The following is a 21198-nucleotide window of genomic DNA, read 5'->3' on the forward strand; positions in this document are numbered from 1 at the left end:
TCCTTAGGTTCAAAAAGTGGTGCCGGGCCCGAGACGGGCTCCGGGGGTGAGGATCGCGGCGGCGATGCGCGCCTTGTGGAACTTGGCGTCGCCCCAGGCGGCATCGAGCGCCCAGGCGCGCTTCATGTACATCTGCAGATCGGCTTCCCAGGTGTAACCCATCGCGCCGTGCGCCTGGATGCTCTTGCGCGCCGCCAGCCGGGCCGCTTCCCCCGCCGCGAGTTTAGCGTGCGAGACCTGCACGTCGCGGCGCGGATCGTCGGTGGCCAGCGCCTGCGCCGCGCGGTGCACCACCGGCTCGGCGAATTCGATCTTCACGGCGACGTCGGCGAGGTGATGCTTGACGGCCTGGAACGAGCCGACCGGCTTGCCGAACTGCTTGCGCTGCGCGGCGTGATCGACGCCGAGATCGAGCATGCGCTGCGCCAGGCCGAGCAGCTGCGCGCTCGCCGCCAGCGCGGCGCGGTCGAGCACGTCGGCCCACAAACGCCGGCCCTGCGCGGCCGGACAGATGCGCGTCGCCGGCGACGGCGTCCACGCCGGCTTGTAGAGCCGCCGCGACAGATCGATGCTGGGGTTGAACGACAGCTGTACCTGATCGGGCGTCAGCGCGTGAATCTCATCGTCGTGCCAGAGCAGCAGCAGATCGGCGTTGGCGGCGTCGGCGACCAGCGGATTGACCGGATGGCCGACGGCGATGCGCGCCGTGCCGGCGGCGACGCGCGGCAACCATTCGCGCTTGAGCTGCACGTCGGCCGGCAGATGCGTCAGCAGGTACACCGCCAGGTAGGCGCTGTCGGTCAGCGAATCGGGAATCGCGAAGTAGCCGAGCTCCTGCTGCACCAGCACCCAGTCGAGATCGCCGAGGCCGATGCCGCCGAACGCCTCCGGCACCGACAGCGCGGTCAGGCCCTGGTCGGCGAGCTTGGCGCGCAGCTCGGCGGAGCGGCCGCTCTTGGTCGTCTCCCAGACCTCGCGCAGCATTTCCGGCGCCGCCTCGACCATCAGGAACTTGTGGATGGCGTCGCGGAAGGCGAGCTGCTGTTCGTCGAAAGTGAAGTCCATGGATATGTCGGTCGCGCAGCGACTCAGCGAACGCCTGTCCGCACGGCGGCGGACGGGACGGGAATGGGCAGGAGCGCCGGCGGCGGCGTGCGCGCGGCGGATGGCGACGCCAGTGGCGGCGACGCGCTCATGAGCGCGGCAGGCCGAGCATGCGCTCGGCGATGATGTTGCGCTGGATTTCGTTGGTGCCGGCGTAGATCGGCCCGGCCTGCGCGAACAGGAAGCCGTCGAGCCAGCCGTGGCCCGGCCCGTGCACGCCGGCGTCCGGCGCGTCCGGCATCAGCTCGCCGAGCGGGCCGAGGATGCGCATCGCGGTGTCGTGCATCAGCAGGTCCAGCTCGGACCAGAAGATCTTGTTGGTGCTCGCCTCGGCGCCGATCTTGGCACCCTTGCCGAGCCGGCTCGCCGTGCGGTAGGTCGCCAGCGCGTAGGCCTCGGCGTCCATCCAGCTCTTGATGACGGCGTCGCGGATGCCCGGGTCGGCGTCGGCGCTGGCCTGGTTCTGCAGGTACAGCTCGACGAGATGGCGCGCGGTCTGCTGGAAGCGCGCCGGCGAACGCAGCATCAGGCCGCGCTCGAAGCCGGCGGTGGCCATCGCCACGTTCCAGCCGGCGCCTTCGTCGCCGAGGCGGTTGGCGACCGGCACGCGCACGTCGTCGAAGAAAATCTCGGCGAAGCCCGGCAGGCCGTTGAGCTGCTTGATCGGCCGGATGGTGATGCCCGGCAGGTTCAGCGGCAGCAGGATGAAGGTCAGCCCGTGATGCCGGCTCGATTCCGGATCGGTGCGGAACATGCCGAACAGCCAGTCGGCCCAGACCGCGCGCGTCGACCAGATCTTCTGGCCGTTGATGACGTACTCGTCGCCGTCACGGATCGCCTTGCTGCGGATCGCCGCCATGTCGGAGCCGGCGCCCGGCTCGGACCAGCCCTGCGCCCAGACGTCCTGACCGGACGCCATACGCGGCAGGAAGCGCGCCTTCTGCTCCGGCGTGCCGTATTCCATCAGCGTCGGCGCGAGCAGGAACACGCCGTTCTGGTTGACGCGCAGCGGCGCGCCGGCGGCCCAGTATTCCTCTTCGAAGATCAGCCACTCGATGAGGTCGCAGCCGCGGCCGCCGTATTCCTGCGGCCAGGTCACCGCGCTCCAGCGGCCCTCGAACAGCCGCGCCTCCCACTGGCGGTGCGCCTCGAAACCCTCGGCGGTGTCGAAGCTCGGCAGCGTCTGCTTCGGCACATGCGCGGCCAGCCAGTCGCGAATCTCCTGGCGGAACTGCTTCTGTCGTTCGGTGTATTGCAGTCTCATGGATTACTCGTGCGTGCGCCGCCGCAGCGGCGCCGGCCGTGCGCGACGGGGCGTTCGCCCGGCGCCGCGCAAGGCCGGTTCTGGATTCATGGCTTGGCGGCGAACTGGGCTTCGCGCTTCTCGACGAAGGCGCGGCGCGTTTCCGCCGAGTCCTTCTCGCTGTAGGCCTGCAGCGTGAAGCCCTGCTCCCAGCGGTACTTGTCTTCGAGGTTGCCGTCCTCGATGCCGTTCAGCGATTCCTTGGCGAGGCGGATCATCGCCGTCGACTTGGCGGCGATCGAACGCGCGATCGCCAGCGCCGCGTCGCGCAGCTCGCTGCGCGGCACGACGCGCTCGACGGCGCCGAGCCGGTGCGCTTCGGCGGCCGTGATCGGCTCGCCGGTGAAATACATCATGCGCACCTTCTGCACCGGGAACAGGCGCTGCAGGTGCGCGCCGCCGCCCATCGCGCCGCGGTCGACTTCCGGCACGCCGAAGGTGGCGTCCTCGGCGGCGACGACGATGTCGGCGGCGCCGGTCAGGCCGATGCCGCCGCCGAGCACGAAGCCGTGCACGGCGGCGATCACCGGCAACGGATTACGGTGCACGGCGCGGAACGAACGGTAGTTGCCGGTGTTGACCGAGACGATGCGCTCGGGATGCTTGTCGAGCTCCTTGATGTCGACGCCGGCGCAGAAGCCGCGGCCTTCGGCGCGCAGCACGATGACGCGCGCCGCCGGATCGCGGCCGAGGCGCTCGATCTCGTCGGCGAGCGCGTGCCAGCCGGCGTCGTCGAGCGCGTTGACCGGCGGGCGGTTGATGACGAGTTCGGCGATGCCGTCTTCGATCGTGGTCTGGAATCCGTGGTTCATATGGTTTCTCTGATGGCGGCCTCGGCGCTGCGCGCCGCGCTCTGCCTAGCCTTCTCGCGCCTGCGGGAGAGGGGACGAAACGGCGGGCTCCTGCTCCCCTCTCCCGCTCGCGGGAGAGAGTGGCCCGGAGGGACGGGAGAGGGCGGCGAGCGCCGCGAGGCGTTGTTCGGCTTCGGCGACGATGCCGGCGATCAGCTCGGCAACCGGCGGCAGGCTGTCGATGACAGCGGCGACCTGGCCGCTCGGCAGCACGCCCTCGTCGGGTCGGCCCTCGACCATCGCGCGCTGGATCAGCACCGGCGCGTTCGCGGCCATCATCGTTTGAATCGCGGAATCGCCTTCGCGCAGCGCTCCGACGAAGGTCCTGGCCATGTGCGCGACCGACATGCCGGTCTGCGCGCGCCAGTGCCAGGCGCTGGCCAGCGCCACGAACAGGCGATGCAGCAGGCCGCCGCTTTCGAGGCGCAGCAGGAAGGGGTTGTCGATCATGCGCTGCGGCATGCCGTCGACGGCGGTCGAGGCGCGGATCCGCGCCGGATCGTGGACGGCGACGTACTTCGCCAGCGTCTCGCGCGGCACCGGCGACTCGGCCGTCATCAGAAAGCGCGTGCCCATGGCGATGCCGGCGGCGCCGAAGGCCAGCGCGCCGGCGAGGCCGCGGCCGCTGTGGAAGCCACCGGCGGCGACGACCGGCACCTGCACCGCGTCGAGCACCTGCGGCAGCAAGAGCGTGGTCGGCACCGAACCGGTGTGACCGCCGCCCTCGCCGCCCTGCACGGTGATGATGTCGGCGCCGAGCTCGATCGCCTTGACCGCGTGCTTGAGCGCACCGACGGTCGGCATGCACAGCACGCCGGCGTCCTTGAAGCGCTGGATCGTCCTCGCATCGGGACCGCGGCCGTACGACACCGCGCGCACGCGGTCGGCGTTGTCGAGCACCAGCTCGATGACCTCGCGCGCGTTCGGCTGGAACATGTGGAAGTTGACGCCGAACGGGCCGGCGGTCGCCGCGCGCACCGCGGCGATTTCGTCGCGCAGCGTCGCGGTCGACATCGTCGCCGCGGCGAGAAAGCCGAAGCCGCCGGCGTTGGTGGTCGCCGTGACGAGCTTGCTGGTCGCGACCCAGCCCATCGCCGTCTGCACGATCGGATAGCGGCAGCCGAGCAGTTCGGTCAGCGGCGTCTGCAGAGCGCTCATCGGGAACCGTCCTTGGCGTCGGCGGCTTTGTTGGCGGCGGCCATCGCCTTGGCGTCGAGGCCGGCGAGGTTGTTGCCGGTGACGAGCTGGTTGTGCGCGTGCGCGAAGTGGTGCCAGCCGAAGGCGGCATCCATCGCCGTGCGCTTGCCGCGCAGATCCTCGATGTGATTGATCGACTGCTTGGCCAGCGCCAGCGCCAGACGCGGCTGCGCGGCGAGCCTGGACGCGATCGCGCGCACCTCGGCGGCCAGCGCCGCGCGCGTCGTCACGCGGTTGACCATGCCCATCTGCTGCGCGCGCGCCGCATCCATGCGCTCGCCGAGGAACAGGAATTCCTTGGCGATGCGCGGATGCAGCTCGAAGGCGTGCGCGAAGTATTCGACGCCCGGAATGCCCATCTGCAGCACCGGGTCCTGGAAGTACGCGTCGTCGCTGGCGACGATCAGGTCGCAGACCCAGGCCAGCATCAGGCCGCCGGCGATGCAGGCGCCCTGCACCTGCGCGATGGTCGGCTTCGGAACGTCGCGCCAGCGGCGGCACATGCCGAGGTAGACCTCCTGCTCGCGCACCAGCTGCGCTTCGGCGCCGGGCTTGCCGACGTGGTCGTACCACAGGTGCTCGCGCTCGAAGGTTTCGTGCGCGTCGCGCTCCGGCGTACCGATGTCGTGGCCGGCCGAGAAATTCTTGCCGGCGCCGGCCAGCACGATGACCTTGACCGCGTCGTCGTCGACGGCGCGGCGGAACGACGCGTCGAGCGCGTAGGTCATCTTCGAGTTCTGCGCGTTGTGATAGCGCGGCCGGTTCATCGTGATGGTCGCGATGCCGTCCTGCACGTCGTACAGCACGACCGGCTCGCTGGCGGCTTGCGGATTCATCGCCGTCATCGCTCAGCGCTTGACGATGACCGACGAACCGTGGCCGAACAGGCCCTGGTTCGCGGTGATGCCGACGCGCGCGTTGTCGATCTGGCGCGCGCCGGCCTGGCCGCGCAGCTGCCAGGTCAGCTCGCAGACCTGGGCAAGCGCCTGCGCCGGCACCGCCTCGCCGAAACAGGCGAGCCCGCCGGACGGATTGACCGGCACGCGGCCGCCGATCGTCGTCGCGCCCTCGCGCACCAGCCGCGCCGCGGCGCCGCGCGGGCACAGCTGCAGGTCTTCGATCCAGTCGAGTTCGAGCGCGGTCGACAGGTCGTAGACCTCGGCGACGCTGATGTCGGCCGGATCGACGCCGGCCTCGGCGTAGGCCTTCGCCGGCAGCGCGGCGCGAAAGCTCTGCGCCTTTGCTGCGATGGCGGAATCGGTGGCGATGTCCGGCATCTCGACCAGCGCCGAGGCGAAGGTCGGCGTCACCGTCGACACCGCGGCGACGCGCGGCGCGCCGGCCTTGCCGAGGCGGCGCGCGTAATCGACGCTGGACACGATGATCGCCGCGGCGCCGTCGGACACCGCGCAGACGTCCATCAGGCGCAGCGGATCGGCGAGCATCGCCGAGGCGGCGACGTCCTCGGCCGTGAACTTCTTGCGATAGCGCGCGTTCGGATTGGTGTAGCCGTGCGCGGCGTTCTTGACCTTGACCGCGGCGAAGTCGGCTAGCGTGTCGCCGTACAGCGCCATGCGGCGGCGCGCGTACAGCGCGAAGTAGGTCGGGTTGGTGATGCCGATGCGAAAGCGCACCCAGTCCGGATCGTCCGGACGATCGCCCGGCGCCGGCTTGAGAAAGCCCTTCGGCGTGGTGTCGGCGCCGATCACGAGCGCGACTTCGCATTCGCCGGACAGGATCTTCGAGCGCGCGGCGGCCAGCGCCTGCGAGCCCGAGGCGCAGGCCGCGTACGAGGTGTTGACCTGCGCGCCCTGCCAGCCGAGCGCCTGCGCGAAGGTCGCGCCGGCGACCTGGCCGGGATAGCCGTTGCGGATCGTCGCCGCGCCGGAGACGAACTGCACGTCGCGCCATTTCACGCCGGCATCGACGAGCGCAGCGCGCGCGGCGACGACGCCGTATTCGACGAAGCTTTTGCCCCACTTGCCCCAGGGGTGCATGCCGACGCCGAGGATGGCGATGTCGCGGCTCATGCCATGGCTCCGGCCGGCGCCCACTTCCAGGTCAGCTTGCCGTCGGCGAGCGCTTCGAGCTTCAGCGCCATCGTCATGCCGACCTTCAGTTGTTCGACGCCGACGCCGTCGACGACCGGGCCGAGCACGATCATCTGCTCGGCCGCCAGTTCAACGGCGGCGATCGCGAACGGCCGGTACGCGTCCTTGTCGACCTGCGCGAACGGCTCCGGCGGCTGGTATGCGGCATTGGTGTACGACCACAGCGTGCCGGTGCGCGACAGCGGCACCTCGTCGAACGCATCGCCGTCGCAATCCGGATGGCGGCAGTAGCCGCTCTTCAGCTTCGGAAAGTAGACGGTGCCGCAGCGCGCGCAGCGGTTGCCGAGCAGCTGCGGCCGCTCGGCATCGAGCGTGAACCAGCCGTCGAGCACGGGCATGGGCGCCGCGACGGCGGGCGCGTTCATGCTGCCGCCCTCACCGCCGGCGGATTGCCCTTGACCGCCGTCGCGCGCAGGTTGTGCGGATCGAGGCGGCGGATGATCGCCAGCTGCTCGGCGCTCGGCAGCGGCGTCTCGCGCAGATCGTCGACGCGCGCCAGCGTGAAGCCGGTCGCCGCCTGCACCTGCTCGAAGCTCACGCCGGGATGCAGCGAGCGCACGCGAAGGCCGTGGCCGGCCCATTTGTCCGGGCCGCCGAAGTCCATCACGCACAGATCGGTGACGATCAGGCGCAGATCGAGGTAGTCGTGCTTCATGCCCGGCGCCCAGCGCTCGGCGCGGTAGCCGACGCCGGACACCATGTCGACTTCGCCGGCCACGAACACGCGCGGGCCGTGATTGGGCACGAACATCGAGTTCAGATGGTTGATGCTGTTGCCGGGCAGGCCGCGCACGCCGAGGATCGCCGACTTCGGCTTCTCATAGCTGCCGCCGACCACCGACAGATTGGTCTGGCCCCAGCGGTCGATCTGCGTCGGTCCGATCATCGCGTGGCGGCGGCCGCCCCAGACGCATTCGAAGACGCGGTCGAAGGACATGTAGCCGGAATACTTCGGCACGTAGTCGCCGCGCGGGCCGAGCGGAATCGGCTCCTCGACCAGGAAGGTCTCGGAGTCCGTCATCAGCAGCTCCGGCGAGTGCGTGAGCTTGGCGAGCGAGGCGCCGAGGCGCGGCACGATGCCGATGCCGGAGGCGAGCAGCTCGCCGTTGTCGCGCCAGGCTTCGCTGGCGGCGACGATCATCAGCTCGGCGAGCGTCGCGGTATCAGCGGAGGTTTCGACCGTCGTCATCTGGTTCATGGCTTCAGAACACCGGAGTCTTGAGCTTGGCGAGGCGCTCGGCGCCGCCGGCCTTGGCGAGATACTCGGCCTCGCTGCAGGCGACGAACTCGGCGACGTATTGCTGCCAGCCGTTGTCGTCGGCGGCCGAGGCGTTGTAGCGCTTCAGGTGTTCGAGGTCCCAGCCGTAGTCGGGACCGCTGTAGGTCGGATGCGCGCCGAACGGCGCATGCACCACGCCGCTGACCAGATAGCGCTCGAAGAAATTCAGCTTCGCCGACGCCGCGTCGAGCGCGAAACGGTCGACCAGCGTCTCGGTGCTGACGTAGCAGCGCTCGGCGGCGCGCGCGAAGAGATGATCGAACAACGGATCGTTGGCGCGGTTCAGGGTGTTGCCGAGGCGGTCGGCCTCGTTGACGTGCAGCAGCGCGGCGTCGAGCCGCAGCGCCGGCATCGCCACGTAGACCTCGCCGTCGTCGTACGGCGAGCGCACGGTCTTGAGCTGCGGATTGCGCGCCAGCACGTCGCTCGCCAGGCCGCAGCGCGTCGGCAGGAACGACATGCGCATGCCGGCCGCGCGCAGGCCCCACTCGAACATGCCTTCGTCGATCTCCATGACCTCGATCGCGCCGGCCTCGCGGGCCTTGCGGAAGTAGGGCTCGAGCGGGATCGCGTCCATCGTCACGAAGCCGTAGACCAGCTTCTTCACCTTGCCGGCCGCGCACAGCATGCCGACCTCGGGGCCGCCGTAGGCGACGATCGTCAGATCCTTGAGGCCGGAGCGCAGGATCTCGCGCACCAGTGCCATCGGCTTGCGGCGCGGGCCCCAGCCGCCGATGCCGATCGTCATGCCCGAGCGCAGCTGGCCGACGACGTCGGCCGCGCTCATTTCCTTGTTCAAAGCCATGGTGCGAATCGTCCTTAGCGGAAGCCGACCGAGAAGTCGTGGCCCCAGATCGAGACCTGCTGTGTCTGCGTGGTCTGCCAGACGCCGGGCTCGACGCTGATGCCTCCCCAGCCGTATTCGATCGCGAAATTGCCGGGCGTCATCATGTAGAACGAAGTCATGCGGTCGTTCTCGTGCTCGCCGAGCGTCGCCATCAGCTTGACGCCCTCGGCCTGCAGGCGGTCGTAGGCGCGGCCGACGTCGGTCAGCGCATCGACTTCGACCATCACGTGCACGCAGCCGGAGGCGCTCGGCATCTCGGCGAGCGCGACGCTGTGGTGGCGACCGGCGGCGGCATGCAGGAAGTAGATGCGGATGTCCGGCGCGTCCGGCGCCGGCTTGAAGTTGAAGACGTCGGAGAGCCCGAAGCCGAGCGTGTCGCGGAACAGCGCCAGCGTCGGCTCGAACGGAATCGCCGGCAGCACGGTGTGGCCCAGGCCCTGACGCCCGGTCTTGAAGCCCTGCACGCCGATCGGCGAGACGAACGGCGTCCAGCCTCCGGTGTAGCCGTAGACCAGCTCGTGGCGATTGCCGGCCGGATCGTCGAACGTGGCGATCGCGCTCATCTTGCGCGCCGCCGCGTCCGCCGCGCTGCCGAGCACGACGGCGACGCCGGCCTGCTGCAGCGCGGCGACGGTGGCGTCGAACGCGGCGCGGTCGGGGACTTCCCAGCCGGACGCCAGATAGCGGTCGGACGCGCCGCGCACGGCGATGATGCGGAAGTCGCGGCCGTCCATCTTCAGGCCGACGCCGCCGTCGGCCGGCACCGATTGCATGCCGAGCATGCGCTCGCCGAAGGCTTGCCACTGCGAAGGATCCGTCGTCTCGGCGACGATGTAGGCCAGCGCCTCGATATTGAGCATGGGAGAGTCCGTCATCGTTCTTGTCGTGATGGCGGAAATTATCGAGACGCGCCTGCGCAGGAGCTTCACCCAATTAGACGAGTCAAACCCGCGTCGGCAAAGGCTCTTTTGCCGGCGCGCGCGCTCACCCCATCGGACGAAGCTCGGCGCCGCACGATCGAAATAATGCGAACGTCCCGCGCCGCGCGCGCCTGCATCGTTTCTCGCCCATGTCCACGTCCGCCCCCTCGCCTGCCGCACCCGACGGCACGCTGCCGATCGAAGCACCGCTGTGCGTCGACTCCGACGCCGCGCTGCACTGGGAATGGCGCTGCGACGTGCTGGTCGTCGGCTATGGCGCGGCCGGCGCCGCGAGCGCGATCGCCGCGCGCGAGGCCGGCGCCGGCACGCTGATCGTCGAGCGCTTCGACGGCGGCGGCGCGACGGCGCGCAGCGGCGGCATCATTTACGCCGGCGGCGGCACCGCGCAGCAGCACCGCGCCGGCTACGCCGACACGCCGGCGGCGATGTTCCGCTACCTGCAGATGGAATGCGGCTCGCACGGCGGCAACGGCGCCGTCAGCGACGCCACGCTGCAGCGCTTCTGCGACGACAGCCGCGGCCTGATCGCGTGGCTGGAATCGATCGGCGTGCGCTTCGATTCCGATCCGGCGTTCGAGAAGACGCAACCGAAGACCTCGTATCCGAAGGACGGCATCTACCTCTACTACTCCGGCAACGAGGCGGTGAAGGAATACGCGGCGGTCGCCGAACCGGCGCCGCGCGGCCATCGCGTGCGCGGCAGCTTTCTGTCCGGACGCACGCTGTTCGAGGCGCTGCGCGCGCGCGTCGAAGCGCTCGGCGTGCGCGTGCTGCGCCAGAGCGGCGTGCGCCGCCTGGTCGTCGACCGCCAGGGCGCGGTGCTCGGCGCCGAGCTGTGGCAGCTGCCGCCGGACTCGAAAGCGGCGGCCCGCCACCGCCGCCTGATGCGCCGCGCCGAAATGTTGCACAACGTCGCGCCGGGCTACGCCGACCGCCTGCGCGCGCAGGCACTGGCGCTGGAGAACGCGGCCGCCGTCAAGGTTTACGCGCGCGCGCAGCGCGGCGTCGTGCTGTCGACCGGCGGCTTCATCTTCAACCGGCCGATGGTGGCCGCGCACGCGCCGAAGTACGCGATGACGATGCGCCTCGGTGCGACCGGCTGCGACGGCAGCGGCATCCGCCTCGGCCAGTCGGCCGGCGGCGCCGCGGCGCGGCTCGACAAGGTCTCGGCCTGGCGCTTCATCAATCCGCCGAGCGTGTGGCCGCAGGGCATCGCCGTCGACGCGCACGGCCAGCGCTTCTGCAACGAGCAGGTCTACGGCGCCAAGCTCGGCGTGACCATGTGCGAGCACCACGACGGCCGCGCCTGGCTGCTGCTCGACGCCCGCCTGCGCCGGCAGGCGATCCGCGAAGCGCTGTTCGGCGGCCTGTGGGCCTTCCAGAGCATTCCGGCGCTGTTCCTGATGCTGTTCGCGCCGCGCGCGCGCTCGGTCGAGGCGCTGGCGGCGAAGATCGGTCTGCCGGCCGGAGCGCTGCGGCAGAGCGTCGAGCAGTACAACGACGGCGCGCGCCGCAAGCAGGACGCGCTCGGCAAGCAGTCTGGTTATCTCGCCGAGCTGGCGCAGCCGCCGTACTACGCGCTCGACATCTCCGCCGCCAGCAAGGCTTTCCCGTGCCCGGCGATCACGCTCGGCGGCCTGCGCGTCAACGAGACCAGCGGCGCCGTGCTCGACGCCCAGGGCCGCGACATCGGCGGCCTCTACGCGGCCGGCCGTACGGCGGTCGGCATCGCCTCCAACTACTACGTCAGCGGCCTGTCGCTCGCCGACTGCCTGTGGTCCGGCCGCCGCGCCGGCCAGGCTGCGGCCGCCATCACCCCTTTGCAGGCCGCGGCCTAGACCGCGCCGGCAGCAGATCGAAAACCGCAAACGCAACGAGGAGCAGCAGCATGGGCAGTCGTGTACAGGGCAAGGTCGTGGTCATCACGGGGGCCGCCAGCGGCGTCGGCAAGGAAGACGCGCTGCTGCTCGCCCGCGAAGGCGCGCGCGTGGTGCTGACCGACGTCAACGAGGAGGCCGGCCAGGCGGTCGCCCGGCAGATCGGCGACGCCGCGCTCTTCATCAAGCACGACATCGCCTCCGAGGACGGCTGGAAGCAGGTGATCGCCAAGACCGAGGAAGCCTTCGGCGGCATCGACGTGCTGGTCAACAACGCCGCGATCCTCGCCTATGGCACGATCGAGACGACCACGCTGGAGCTGTGGCAGAAGATCCAGCGCGTCAACTCCGACGGCTACTTCCTCGGCTGCAAGTACGCGGTCGAGGCGATGAAGAAGCGCCCGAACGGCTCGATCATCAACATGTCGTCGATCTCCGGCATCGGCGGCGTGTCCTCGTTCTGCGCGTACAGCGCGTCGAAGGCGGCGGTCGCCGGCCTGACGCGCACGGTCGCCGCGCACTGCCGCGCGCAGCTCTACAAGATCCGCTGCAACTCGATCCATCCGGACGGCATCGCCACGCCGATGGTCATGAACCTGCACGCCGACAAGAGCGCGCCGAGCGCGTACATCCGCGAGAAGGACCCGAAGCAGCTGCAGGCGCGCTTCTGCCAGCCGCAGGACATCGCCAATCTGGTGCTGTTCCTGGCCAGCGACGAGTCGCGCTTCATCAACGGCGCCGAGATGCGCATCGACAACGGCTACGCGATGTGGGCCGACTAGGTCGGCGCATGAACGTTCCGATCAGCCCGGCGCGTCCGGCGACGCGACGGCGCACGGGGCCGTCGTGCGCCGGACGCTGCCGGGCTCCCTCCTGCTGCTGACCGCACCGCCATGACCGAAACCTCGCCCCAGGCCTTCGCCGCCGCCGTCGCCCGCCACGGCGAGCGCACCGCCGTCGTCGCCGAGAACGGCGCCCGCCTCAGCTACACGCAGCTCGACGCGCTGCGCCGCCGCGCCGCCGCGGCGCTGATCGCGCTCGGCGTGCGCCACGGCGACCGCGTCGCGATCTGGTGTCCGAACAACGTCGAGTGGATCGTCGCCGGCCTCGCGATCCACAGCGTCGGTGCGGCGCTGGTGCCGCTGAACACGCGCATGCGCGGCCACGAGGCGGCGTACATCCTCGAAAAGAGCGGCGCGCGCCTGCTGTTCTCGGTCGGCCGCTTCCTCAATCAGCATTACCCGACGATGCTCGGCGCGCAGCGACCGGCGACGCTGGCGCAGATCGTCGTCATCGAGAACGCCGAGGCCGGCGATCTCGACTGGGACGACTTTCTCGCGCGCGGTGCCGACGTCGCCGACGCCGAAGTCGCGGCGCGCGCCGCGGCGGTGCGGCCCGACGACTGCATGGACGTGCTGTTCACCTCCGGCACGACCGGTCTGCCGAAGGGTGTCGTCACCACGCACGCGCAGAACCTGCGCGTGATCGCGGCCTGGTCGCGCGCCGTCGGCCTGAACCCGGACGACCGCTATCTGATCGTCAATCCGTTCTTCCATTCGTTCGGCTACAAGGTCGGCTGGCTCGGCGGCCTGCTCGCCGGTCTCACCGTGCTGCCGCACGCGGTGTTCGACGCGCGCGCGATCCTGACGCGCATCGAGCGCGAGCGCGTCTCGGTGCTGCCCGGCCCGCCGACGCTGTTCATCAGCCTGCTCGGCGATCCGCAGCGCGCGACCACCGATCTGTCCTCGCTGCGCGCGACGATCACCGGCGCCGCGGCGATCGCGCCGAGCCTGATCGAGCGCATCCGCGCCGAGCTCGGCTTCAAGGTGGTGCTGACCGGCTACGGCCTCACCGAAACCTGCGGCGTGGCCAGCCTCTGCGAAGCCGGCGACGATGCCGAGACCATCGCGCTGACCTCCGGCAAGGCGATCGAGGGCATCGAGCTGCGCTGCATCGACGCCGACGGCCGCGCGCTCGGCCCCGGCGAATCCGGCGAGATCGTGGTGCGCGGCTACAACGTCATGCAGGGCTATCTCGACGATCCGGCGGCGACCGCCGAGGCGATCGACGCCGACGGCTGGCTGCATACCGGCGACGTCGGCCATCTCGACGCGCGCGGCTATCTGCGCATCACCGACCGCCTCAAGGACATGTATATCAGCGGCGGTTTCAACTGCTATCCGGCCGAGATCGAGCGCATGCTCGTCGCCCATCCGGCGATCGCGCAGGCGGCGGTGATCGGCGTGCCGGACGAGCGCCTCGGCGAAGTCGGCAAGGCCTACGTGGTGCTGCGCCCCGGCCAGACGCTCGACGCGCCGGCGCTTATCGCCTGGTGCCGCGAGCAGATGGCCAACTACAAGGTGCCGCGCAGCGTCGCCATCGTCGACGCACTGCCGACCAACGCCGGCGGCAAGGTCATGAAGTTCCAGCTGCGTCAGCAGGCCTGAGGCCGGCGCCTCGGGCGTCGACGCCGGCCGCCGGGCCGCCGTCGGCGCGGCGCTGCGTGTCGCGGTCGACGAGCGCGCGCAGCGCCTCGAACAGCGGATGCGCCGCCATGTGCCGGCGGCCGTAGCCGGGATCGAACGCGTCGTCGAAATCCGGCGGGTTGCGACCCTGGTTGTGCCGGATCAGCGTCTCCGGCTTGTCGAGCCCGTTCACCCGCCGCGCCGCCGGCGTGTGCGCGAGCCCGTCGGCGTCCCACCACGCGGGACACTCGGCGCAGCGTTCGGCGTCGAGCTGGAATCGGACGGCATCATCGCGGGTTTCTGCATCGTCGGCGCAGCCGCGTAGTGCGCGGCCCGACCGCCGGCATCCGGGATTTCCCGACACGCTCAGAACAGGCCCCGCCGCCGCATTGATCCGCGGCAAATCGTCGCGCGATGACGCGGCCGATACTCGGCCCGTCTCTTCCGGAGCGAGCGATGAACGCCTCCCCTCACACCGTCACGACGCCGCTGCGGCGCCCCACCCATCCGACCGCGCCGCTGATCGTCTGGGGTCCGGAGCTGAGCGTCGGCATCGACGAGATCGACGCCCAGCACAAGCTGCTGATCGACCTGCTGAACAAGCTGCACGTCGCGATCCTCCAGCAGCACGGCCGCGCCGAATCGATGAACGTGCTGCGCGATCTGATCGACTACACGCGCATCCACTTCGCCGTCGAGGAAAGCCTGATGCGCCTGCTGAACTACCCGGACTACGAAGCGCACAAGGCCAGCCACGAGCAGCTGCTCGAACAGGTGCTCGACCTGCAGCACCGCCTGATCGACGAAGGCCAGGGCATCACCTTCGAGCTGCTGCACTTCCTCAAGCGCTGGCTGTCCGTGCACATCATGGAAACCGACCGCCAGTACACACCGTGCTTCCTGCAGCACGGCGTGCAGACGCGCTACGAGAAGCCCTCGCTGCTGCGCCGCCTCTGGTCGCGCGGCCACGCGCCGCGCTGAGCGCGACGCCTACTGGGCGACCAGCTCGACGCGGCGGTTGCGGGCGCGGCCGTCCTCGTCGCCGTTGCCGGCGACCGGCGCGTACGAGGCCAGTCCCTTCGCCGCCAGGCGCGGAGCGGCGATGCCGCGCGCGAGCAGCGCGGCGACGACGGCCTCGGCGCGTTGCTGCGAGAGCTGCAGGTTGTGCGCCAGCGTGCCGGTGTTGTCGGTGTGGCCGACGACGTAGACCTTCATCTGCGGCGACGCCTTGAGGAATTTCTCGATCTCGGCGAGCGTCGCCTGCGAGGCGGCGTCGAGGCGGGCGCTGTCGTTGGCGAAGCGCAGGCCGTAGAGCGCGATGTGGCCCTGCTGCGCGATGCCCTGGCCGATCGCACGCGCGTCGACGCTGACCTGCTGCGTATCCATCGCCCGCGCCTCGACGGTCTGCAGCAGGATGCCGGCGCGGCGCCGCTCGTCCTGGCTGACCAGCAGCGAGACGTCGACGCGGCCGCCGGCGCGGTCGAGGCGGGCGCTCAGCGCCAGCACGTTGCCGTTGGCCGCGTAGAGCAGATCGTCCATCGCCGCACTGTCGCCGTGCATCGCTGCGGTGGCCGGCGTCGCCAGCGCCCGCGAGAACTTGAAGCCGCCGCAGCGCTCGGCGAGGCATTCGAAGCGGATCTGGAAGCCGGCGCCGCGCAGCGCCTGCTCGAAGTTGCGCAGCACTTCCAGCGCCGACTTGCCGTCGGGCGCGGCGTAGGCGATGCGCGTCAGGCGCCCTTCGACGCTTTCGCTGGCGGCGAAATGATCGGCGCGCGCCTCGTCGTAGGCGCCGAGCGGCACGACCAGGCTCGCGTAGTCCTGCTGCTGGTAGCCGATCAGCACCGAGCCCTGGAAGCGCGACACGATCGGGCTGTCGCGCCCGCCCGGGACGTCGCGCACGGGAACGCCGGCGGCGGCGGCACCGATCCAGCAGGCAGCGAGAACGAAGGCGCACAGGCGACGAAGCATGGGGCTCACACAGGGCAAGAAGGGATCGGTTCCGCGGACGCCGCGCCGGCCGCCCGCCATGACCGGCGCAGGATAGCGGGCGCGCGTGACGGCCCGTGTAACGCCGTGCAACAGGTCTTCGCGCCGCAGCGCCCCTTCGCACGTTCGGATGAGGTTCGGCGGCCCGCGTTTCGGCAGGCTGCGGCTTCGCTGCCGGGCGCAGCATCCGCACCAGAGGAGAACGAACAATGGGCAAACCGCTGCAGGGCGTCGTCGCCGTCGTCACCGGCAGTTCGCGCGGCGCCGGCAAAGGCATCGCGCTGGCGCTCGGCGCCGAGGGCGCGACCGTCTACGTCACCGGCCGCTCGCAGCAAGAAGGCGACGCGGCGCTGCCGGGCACGATCGGCGGCACCGCCGCCGAGGTCAGCCGCGCCGGCGGCCACGGCATCGCCGTCGCCTGCGACCACAGCCGCGACGCCGACGTCCGCGCGCTGTTCGAGCGCGTGCGCAGCGAGCAGGGCAAGCTCGACATCCTCGTCAACAACGCGACCTTCCTGCACGACCAGCTGATCGAGAAAGGCGGGTTCTGGACCAAGCCGCTCGACCTCGTCGACATCCTCGACGTCGGCCTGCGCTCGGCCTACGTCGCCAGCTGGTACGCCGCGCCGCTGATGGTCGCGCAGAAGAACGGCCTGATCGCCTTCACATCCTCGTTCGGCGCCAGCTGCTACATGCACGGTCCGGCCTATGGCGCGCAGAAGGTCGGCGTCGACAAGTTCGCCAAGGACATGGCGGTCGACCTCAAGCCGTACAACGTCGCCGCCGCGTCGATCTGGATGGGCATGCTGCGCACCGACCGCACCCGGCGCGTGATGGACGCCGATCCGCAGAAGTACGCGGGCTTCTGGGACATCGCCGAAACGCCGGAATTCACCGGTCACGTCATCGGCGCCTTGTACCGCGATCCGAAGCGCGCCGAGAAATCCGGTCAGGTGCTGATCGGCGCCGAGCTGGCGCTGGAATACGGCATCAGCGACGAAGGCCGCCAGCCGCCGTCGCACCGGCCGATGCTCGGCGGACCGCAGCAGGCGCATCCGGCGATCGTCGAATAGCGCGGGCGCCGCGGCGCGCCGGCCGGTGGCGCAGTGCGGCGGCGCGCGCGGCGTTCACGCCGCCGCCAGCGCCGGCACGGAGCCGCCGCGCCGCACGAAGCTGTGCACATCCATGCCCTGCTCGACCAGCGGCGCGACGGCCGCGGCGAAGCGCGCGCCTTCGCCGGCTTCGAGATGGCGGCGCAGCGCCTCGGCCGACTGCCAGTTCGAGTAGAGGAACCACAGCGCCGGATCGTCGGTGGACTGGTGGACGGCGAAGTCGACGCAGCCCGGCTCCGTGCCGGCAATAGCGGCGAGTTCGGTCAGCAGGCGGCCGAGCAGCGCGCCGCGCGCCGGCTTGGCCACCACGAAAGCGAGGTGGGTCACGGTCATGGGAAACTCCGTCGAGGGGATACCGCCGGAAGGTGCCGCAGCCCGCGACAGCGAGTGCGACGATTGCCATGCTAGGCGGCGCGGCGCGCGCGGCGAATACCCGGCCCTGCCTCATCCTTGCCCATTCCTGCAAAGCGCCCGGCGAACGCGCAGACGTCCGCACGGCGCGCGACACCCGGCGGTCGCCCAGACCAGCTCTGATGAAGTTCATCCCTCGTCACGGCGAGGCGCCGTCGGCGACGCGGCCATCCAGCGGCGCACGACGCAAGCGGCGTCTCCGGATCGCCACGGCCGCTGCGCGGCCTCGCGATGACGGGGCGATTCAGACCTTCCCTCAGTCGGCGCCGACGGCGACCAGATCGAACTCGATCGCCAGGACGTCCTGCACCGCCAGCGCGCCGCCGAGGATCGAGAACGGCGCGATGCCGAAATCGCTCTGGCGGATCGCCAGACTGCCGCGCGCGCGCAGCCGGCCGTCGCCGCGTTCGACGTGCAGCGGCACGGTCTGCGTGCGGCGCACGCCATGCAGCGAGATCGCCACGTCGGCGACCAGCACCGGCCAGTCGCCGTGCACGGCGAGCGAACGGATCACGACCTCCGGATAGCGCGCCGCGTCGAGGCTCTTGAGCATGTTCCGGCGCGTGCCGTCGATGTCCTGCGCCGAGCGCGCGGACGCAAAGCTGCCGCCGGTCGCGGCGCGCTGCGCGGCATCGTCGATGCGCAGCGCATCGAGCGAGAAGCGCAGCGCGAACTGCGCAGCGCCCGCCGGGCCGTCCGGCACGCGCACCGCGCCTTCGAGCTGCGGCACGGCCAGCACGTGGTTGTGCCCGAAGCGCGCGGCACTGCCGCCGCGGAACACGTAGATCGCGACCCGCGACGCGGCGGCATCGATGCGGTACAGCGTCGCGCCGTCGGCCGGCAGCGGCGCATAGGTCTCGGCCGCACCCGGCGCCTCTGCCGGCTGCGGCGCCGGCACGGCGCAGGCCGCCGCCAGCAGCAGGACGGCGCCGGCGAGCAGCGCCCGCGCGCACGCCGGCCGGCGGCGGAACGGCGACACAGGACGGCTCATCGCGAGGGCCTGAACACGTAGAGCGACAGGCACAGCGCCGCGCCGAGCCCGTAGAGCAGCCAGGTGCGGTCGACGAAGTACGGATAGACGAGCAGCGCGACACCGATCGCGATCGGCTCCCAGGCCATCTGCCGGCGCCCGTAGCGGATCGCCGCCAGCCCGATCAGGCTGAACAGGATCATCGCGAACAGGGCGGCGGGCGTGGGCATGGCGGCGCACGGGAAGCGGCGGGTCTGGGCATCATCGCACAGGCAAAAAAAAGCCCGCCAGTGGCGGGCCGGAGTCGGGCAAACAGACCTTACCAACGCACGATGCCGGTCACGCCGAAGGTGCGCGGATCGTTGAAGTTGGCGACCGTGAGGCTGCTGAAGCCGGGACCGAAGTCGATGAAGTTGGTCGGCGCGTCCTCGTCGGTGAGATTGCGGCACCACAGCGCCAGCTCGCCGGTCGCAGTACCGCCGAGCTTCACGCCACCGAGCGACACGCGCAGGTTGAGCAGGCTCGTCGCCGGCACTTCCGAATCGCCGGCGACCTGCTTGCTCGGATCGGTCGGCCGCAGCTGATAGGCGTAGGTGTAGAACGCGCCGGTGTACGAATAGTCGAGCAGCGCGCGCAGCTCGCCGAGCTGCAGGCGCACCAGACGCAGGTCGAGGTAGACGTTCGCCGAGTTCTTCGGGGCATGTACGAAGGCGCGGTTGTCGGCGACGTCCTGGCCGGCGTCGATGAACTCGTCGTACTTCGGATGCAGGTACGCGTAGTTGAAGCCGAGGCGAGAACCCGACCACAGCGCGACCTGTCCTTCCAGTTCGGCGCCGTAGATCGTCGCCTTGCCGGCGTTGCGCACGCTCGATGCCGCCGCGCCGGTGCCGAGGAAGATCGACTCCTGCAGATCGCGCGCCTTGTTGTAGTAGACGGCGGCGTTGAGCACGACGCGGCGATCCAGCCACATCGTCTTGGTGCCGAGCTCGAACGAGCGCTGCTTTTCCGGCTTGAACGGCGTCTTGGTTTCGCGCACGTTCTCGTCCGGATCGGTTGTGTATGGATTGCTGTACTCGCCGTTGAAGCCGCCGCTCTTGAAGCCTTCGGCGTAGCGGAAGTAGGCGTTCAGGTCCGGCGTGAACTGCCAGGCGACGCTCGCCATCGGCGTGGTCGCGTCGAAGGTCTTCGACGCGTTCGTGCCGTCCGGAATCAGATAGACGTCCGGCGTGCCGAGAATGCCGAACGCACGCGACAGCTCTTTCTTCTCGCTCGTGTAGCGCACGCCGGCGGTCAGCGTCAGCGGATCGATCGGCTTGTAGTCGATCTGGCCGTAGGCCGAGTACGCATGCGTCTTCGTCGAGTACCAGGAGTCGTAGTTCGACTCGAACGGAGTCCCTCCGAAGAAGTGCTGCGGATTGTTGGTTTCGCCGTCGTCGCCGAAGTAGTAGAGGCCGGCGACCCAGTTGATGCGGTCGCTGTTGCCGAGCCACTGCAGATCCTGCGAGAACTGGTGGTAGTCGGTGAAGCGCTGCGTGAAGGCGACGTCGTATGGCGAGCCGTCGAGATCGAGCGAGTCGTCCCAGTTCATGGTGCGATAGCCGCTGATCGACTTGAGCTGGTTGTGCTCGTCGAGATCCCAGCTCAGCGTGAAGGCGTGGCCCATGATGCGCGCCTTCTCGAACATCGGCGCGTTGAGATCGGCGTGATCGAGCCGGTCATGCGAGGCGTAGTCGGGCAGCGTCGGATAGAAGCCGTAGAGGTCGCTGTCGATCCGGTACAGCTGGTCCCAGTTCGGCGTCTGGTCGACGATGCTGCGATCGAAACGGTACTGGCCGAGCAGCCCGGGCGCGAAGTCCATGTCGACCGCGAGGCGCAGGCCGTTGCCGTTGCGGTCGTTGAGCGCGCTGGTCGAGCTGTCGTTGCTGGTGTGGACCCAGCCGCTGCGCTGTTCCTGGCGGGCGGCGAGCGTGACGCTGAAGATGCCCATCTTCGGCAGGTCGACCGAGGCTTTGGTCGTCACCGCGTCGTAATTGCCGATCTCCAGGCTCGCCGTGCCGCCGAACTCGCCGGACGGACGCCGCGTCACCAGATTGATGGCACCGGCCAGCGTGTTGCGCCCGTACAAGGTGCCCTGCGGGCCGCGCAGCACTTCGACGCGTTCGAGATCGACGACGTCGAACACCGAGCCCTGCGCCTTGCCGATGTAGACACCGTCGACATAGATGCCGACCGCCGGGTCCCAGTAGATTGCCGGGTTGATCTGCGACAGGCCGCGGATCGTGATCTGCGAGATTGTCGAATTCGATGCGGTCTTGCTGATCTGCAGACCCGGCGCGAGCGCCGACAGATCGGTGACGTTCTGGATGCCGCGATCCTGGATCTGCTCGGCGCCGAGCGCGGTCACCGCGAGCGGCACTTCCTGCAGCTTCTCCTCGCGGCGCTGCGCGGTGACGACGATCTCGGCGATCTTGCCGTCGTCGGCGGCCGGCGCCGGATTCGCGGGGGATGGTGGAGGTGGGGCGGCCGTCTGCTGGGCCGAGCTTGAGAGGGTGACGAACAGCGGCAGCAGGGCCGCCGCAGCGCCGAGACGGCGCGGTCGATCGATACGGACCATGACTCTCCTCGTGTGTGTCGTCGGCGCCAGCTGCGGACACTCCTGTCCACTGGCACCACCGCGCGCCGTTCGTTGCGGCAGCGCTGGCCGATGTATCGTCGGCGCAACGCGCGGTCGCAGCCTTCGTCCG

General features: G+C 70.1%; 21 protein-coding genes. 5 read left to right on the forward strand and 16 right to left on the reverse strand.

Annotated features, from left to right (window positions below; all coding sequences use genetic code 11):
• Window positions 1-9: 9 nt before the first annotated feature.
• The 10 genes from K343_RS0115485 to K343_RS0115530 all read right to left on the reverse strand — a co-directional run bounded on the left by K343_RS0115485 (window position 10) and on the right by K343_RS0115530 (window position 9552).
• Window positions 10-1065, reverse strand: coding sequence for an acyl-CoA dehydrogenase family protein (locus K343_RS0115485; RefSeq protein ID WP_020649947.1), 1056 nt, complete (start codon window positions 1063-1065; stop codon window positions 10-12).
• 127 nt (window positions 1066-1192) lie between these two features.
• Window positions 1193-2368 carry an acyl-CoA dehydrogenase family protein gene (locus tag K343_RS0115490; RefSeq protein ID WP_028008850.1) on the reverse strand — a complete coding sequence of 392 codons (1176 nt, stop codon included), beginning with the start codon at window positions 2366-2368 and terminating at the stop codon, window positions 1193-1195.
• An 86-nt stretch (window positions 2369-2454) separates the two neighbouring features.
• Window positions 2455-3219: an enoyl-CoA hydratase family protein gene (locus tag K343_RS0115495; protein WP_028008851.1), complete on the reverse strand. Its 765-nt coding sequence runs from the start codon at window positions 3217-3219 to the stop codon at window positions 2455-2457.
• 45 nt (window positions 3220-3264) lie between these two features.
• On the reverse strand, window positions 3265-4416 hold the full coding sequence (locus K343_RS22455; protein ID WP_051278540.1) for an NAD(P)H-dependent flavin oxidoreductase: 1152 nt from the start codon (window positions 4414-4416) through the stop codon (window positions 3265-3267).
• On the reverse strand, window positions 4413-5300 hold the full coding sequence (locus K343_RS0115505) for an enoyl-CoA hydratase (protein WP_028008852.1): 888 nt from the start codon (window positions 5298-5300) through the stop codon (window positions 4413-4415). The genes K343_RS22455 and K343_RS0115505 overlap by 4 nt, the downstream gene beginning before the upstream one ends.
• 3 nt (window positions 5301-5303) lie before the next feature.
• Window positions 5304-6485: a lipid-transfer protein gene (locus K343_RS0115510; RefSeq protein ID WP_028008853.1), complete on the reverse strand. Its 1182-nt coding sequence runs from the start codon at window positions 6483-6485 to the stop codon at window positions 5304-5306.
• Window positions 6482-6931: a Zn-ribbon domain-containing OB-fold protein gene (locus K343_RS0115515; RefSeq protein ID WP_028008854.1), complete on the reverse strand. Its 450-nt coding sequence runs from the start codon at window positions 6929-6931 to the stop codon at window positions 6482-6484. Before K343_RS0115515 ends, K343_RS0115510 begins: the two co-directional genes overlap by 4 nt.
• Window positions 6928-7764 (reverse strand): CoA-transferase subunit beta, encoded by an 837-nt coding sequence (locus K343_RS0115520; protein WP_084615931.1) that lies wholly within the window; start codon window positions 7762-7764, stop codon window positions 6928-6930. Before K343_RS0115520 ends, K343_RS0115515 begins: the two co-directional genes overlap by 4 nt.
• A 4-nt stretch (window positions 7765-7768) precedes the next feature.
• The gene (locus K343_RS0115525) at window positions 7769-8644 is read right to left on the reverse strand and encodes a CoA transferase subunit A (RefSeq protein WP_028008856.1); all 876 of its coding nucleotides are present in this window, start codon (window positions 8642-8644) and stop codon (window positions 7769-7771) included.
• 20 nt (window positions 8645-8664) lie between these two features.
• Window positions 8665-9552, reverse strand: coding sequence for a VOC family protein (locus tag K343_RS0115530; RefSeq protein ID WP_028008857.1), 888 nt, complete (start codon window positions 9550-9552; stop codon window positions 8665-8667).
• A 209-nt stretch (window positions 9553-9761) separates the two neighbouring features.
• Here K343_RS0115530 and K343_RS0115535 point away from each other — a divergent pair, with 209 nt between their 5' ends.
• From K343_RS0115535 to K343_RS0115545, 3 genes are all read left to right on the forward strand, one after another.
• The gene (locus tag K343_RS0115535; protein WP_028008858.1) at window positions 9762-11471 is read left to right on the forward strand and encodes an FAD-binding protein; all 1710 of its coding nucleotides are present in this window, start codon (window positions 9762-9764) and stop codon (window positions 11469-11471) included.
• A gap of 50 nt (window positions 11472-11521) precedes the next feature.
• On the forward strand, window positions 11522-12292 hold the full coding sequence (locus tag K343_RS0115540) for an SDR family oxidoreductase (protein WP_028008859.1): 771 nt from the start codon (window positions 11522-11524) through the stop codon (window positions 12290-12292).
• Window positions 12293-12403: 111 nt separating this feature from the next.
• Window positions 12404-13957, forward strand: coding sequence for a FadD3 family acyl-CoA ligase (locus K343_RS0115545; RefSeq protein WP_028008860.1), 1554 nt, complete (start codon window positions 12404-12406; stop codon window positions 13955-13957).
• On the opposite strand, the gene K343_RS25390 is transcribed toward K343_RS0115545, so the two are convergent.
• Window positions 13926-14378 carry a hypothetical protein gene (locus tag K343_RS25390; protein ID WP_211226312.1) on the reverse strand — a complete coding sequence of 151 codons (453 nt, stop codon included), beginning with the start codon at window positions 14376-14378 and terminating at the stop codon, window positions 13926-13928. The genes K343_RS0115545 and K343_RS25390 overlap by 32 nt on opposite strands.
• Before the next feature lie 53 nt (window positions 14379-14431).
• Between K343_RS25390 and K343_RS0115555 the strand changes: the two genes are divergently transcribed.
• Window positions 14432-14956 carry a bacteriohemerythrin gene (locus tag K343_RS0115555; RefSeq protein WP_211226314.1) on the forward strand — a complete coding sequence of 175 codons (525 nt, stop codon included), beginning with the start codon at window positions 14432-14434 and terminating at the stop codon, window positions 14954-14956.
• A 9-nt stretch (window positions 14957-14965) separates the two neighbouring features.
• Here K343_RS0115555 and K343_RS0115560 read toward each other — a convergent pair whose 3' ends face one another.
• On the reverse strand, window positions 14966-15874 hold the full coding sequence (locus K343_RS0115560; RefSeq protein ID WP_245585213.1) for an OmpA family protein: 909 nt from the start codon (window positions 15872-15874) through the stop codon (window positions 14966-14968).
• Window positions 15875-16170: 296 nt separating this feature from the next.
• Here K343_RS0115560 and K343_RS0115565 point away from each other — a divergent pair, with 296 nt between their 5' ends.
• Window positions 16171-17034, forward strand: coding sequence for an SDR family NAD(P)-dependent oxidoreductase (locus K343_RS0115565; protein WP_028008864.1), 864 nt, complete (start codon window positions 16171-16173; stop codon window positions 17032-17034).
• Between the two features lie 54 nt (window positions 17035-17088).
• Here the strand turns inward: K343_RS0115565 and K343_RS23605 are convergent, their stop codons facing one another.
• The 4 genes from K343_RS23605 to K343_RS0115585 all read right to left on the reverse strand — a co-directional run bounded on the left by K343_RS23605 (window position 17089) and on the right by K343_RS0115585 (window position 21068).
• On the reverse strand, window positions 17089-17406 hold the full coding sequence (locus tag K343_RS23605; RefSeq protein ID WP_051278542.1) for a putative quinol monooxygenase: 318 nt from the start codon (window positions 17404-17406) through the stop codon (window positions 17089-17091).
• Between the two features lie 334 nt (window positions 17407-17740).
• A complete protein-coding gene (locus K343_RS22465; RefSeq protein WP_051278544.1) occupies window positions 17741-18475 on the reverse strand; it encodes a YceI family protein in 735 nt (244 codons plus the stop codon).
• Window positions 18472-18684, reverse strand: coding sequence for a hypothetical protein (locus K343_RS0115580; protein WP_028008866.1), 213 nt, complete (start codon window positions 18682-18684; stop codon window positions 18472-18474). Before K343_RS0115580 ends, K343_RS22465 begins: the two co-directional genes overlap by 4 nt.
• Before the next feature lie 89 nt (window positions 18685-18773).
• Complete coding sequence (locus K343_RS0115585) at window positions 18774-21068, reverse strand: TonB-dependent receptor (RefSeq protein ID WP_028008867.1); 2295 nt, start codon at window positions 21066-21068, stop codon at window positions 18774-18776.
• Between the last annotated feature and the right edge of the window lie 130 nt (window positions 21069-21198).

The organism is Solimonas flava DSM 18980 (assembly GCF_000426685.1).
Lineage (GTDB): Bacteria > Pseudomonadota > Gammaproteobacteria > Nevskiales > Nevskiaceae > Solimonas > Solimonas flava.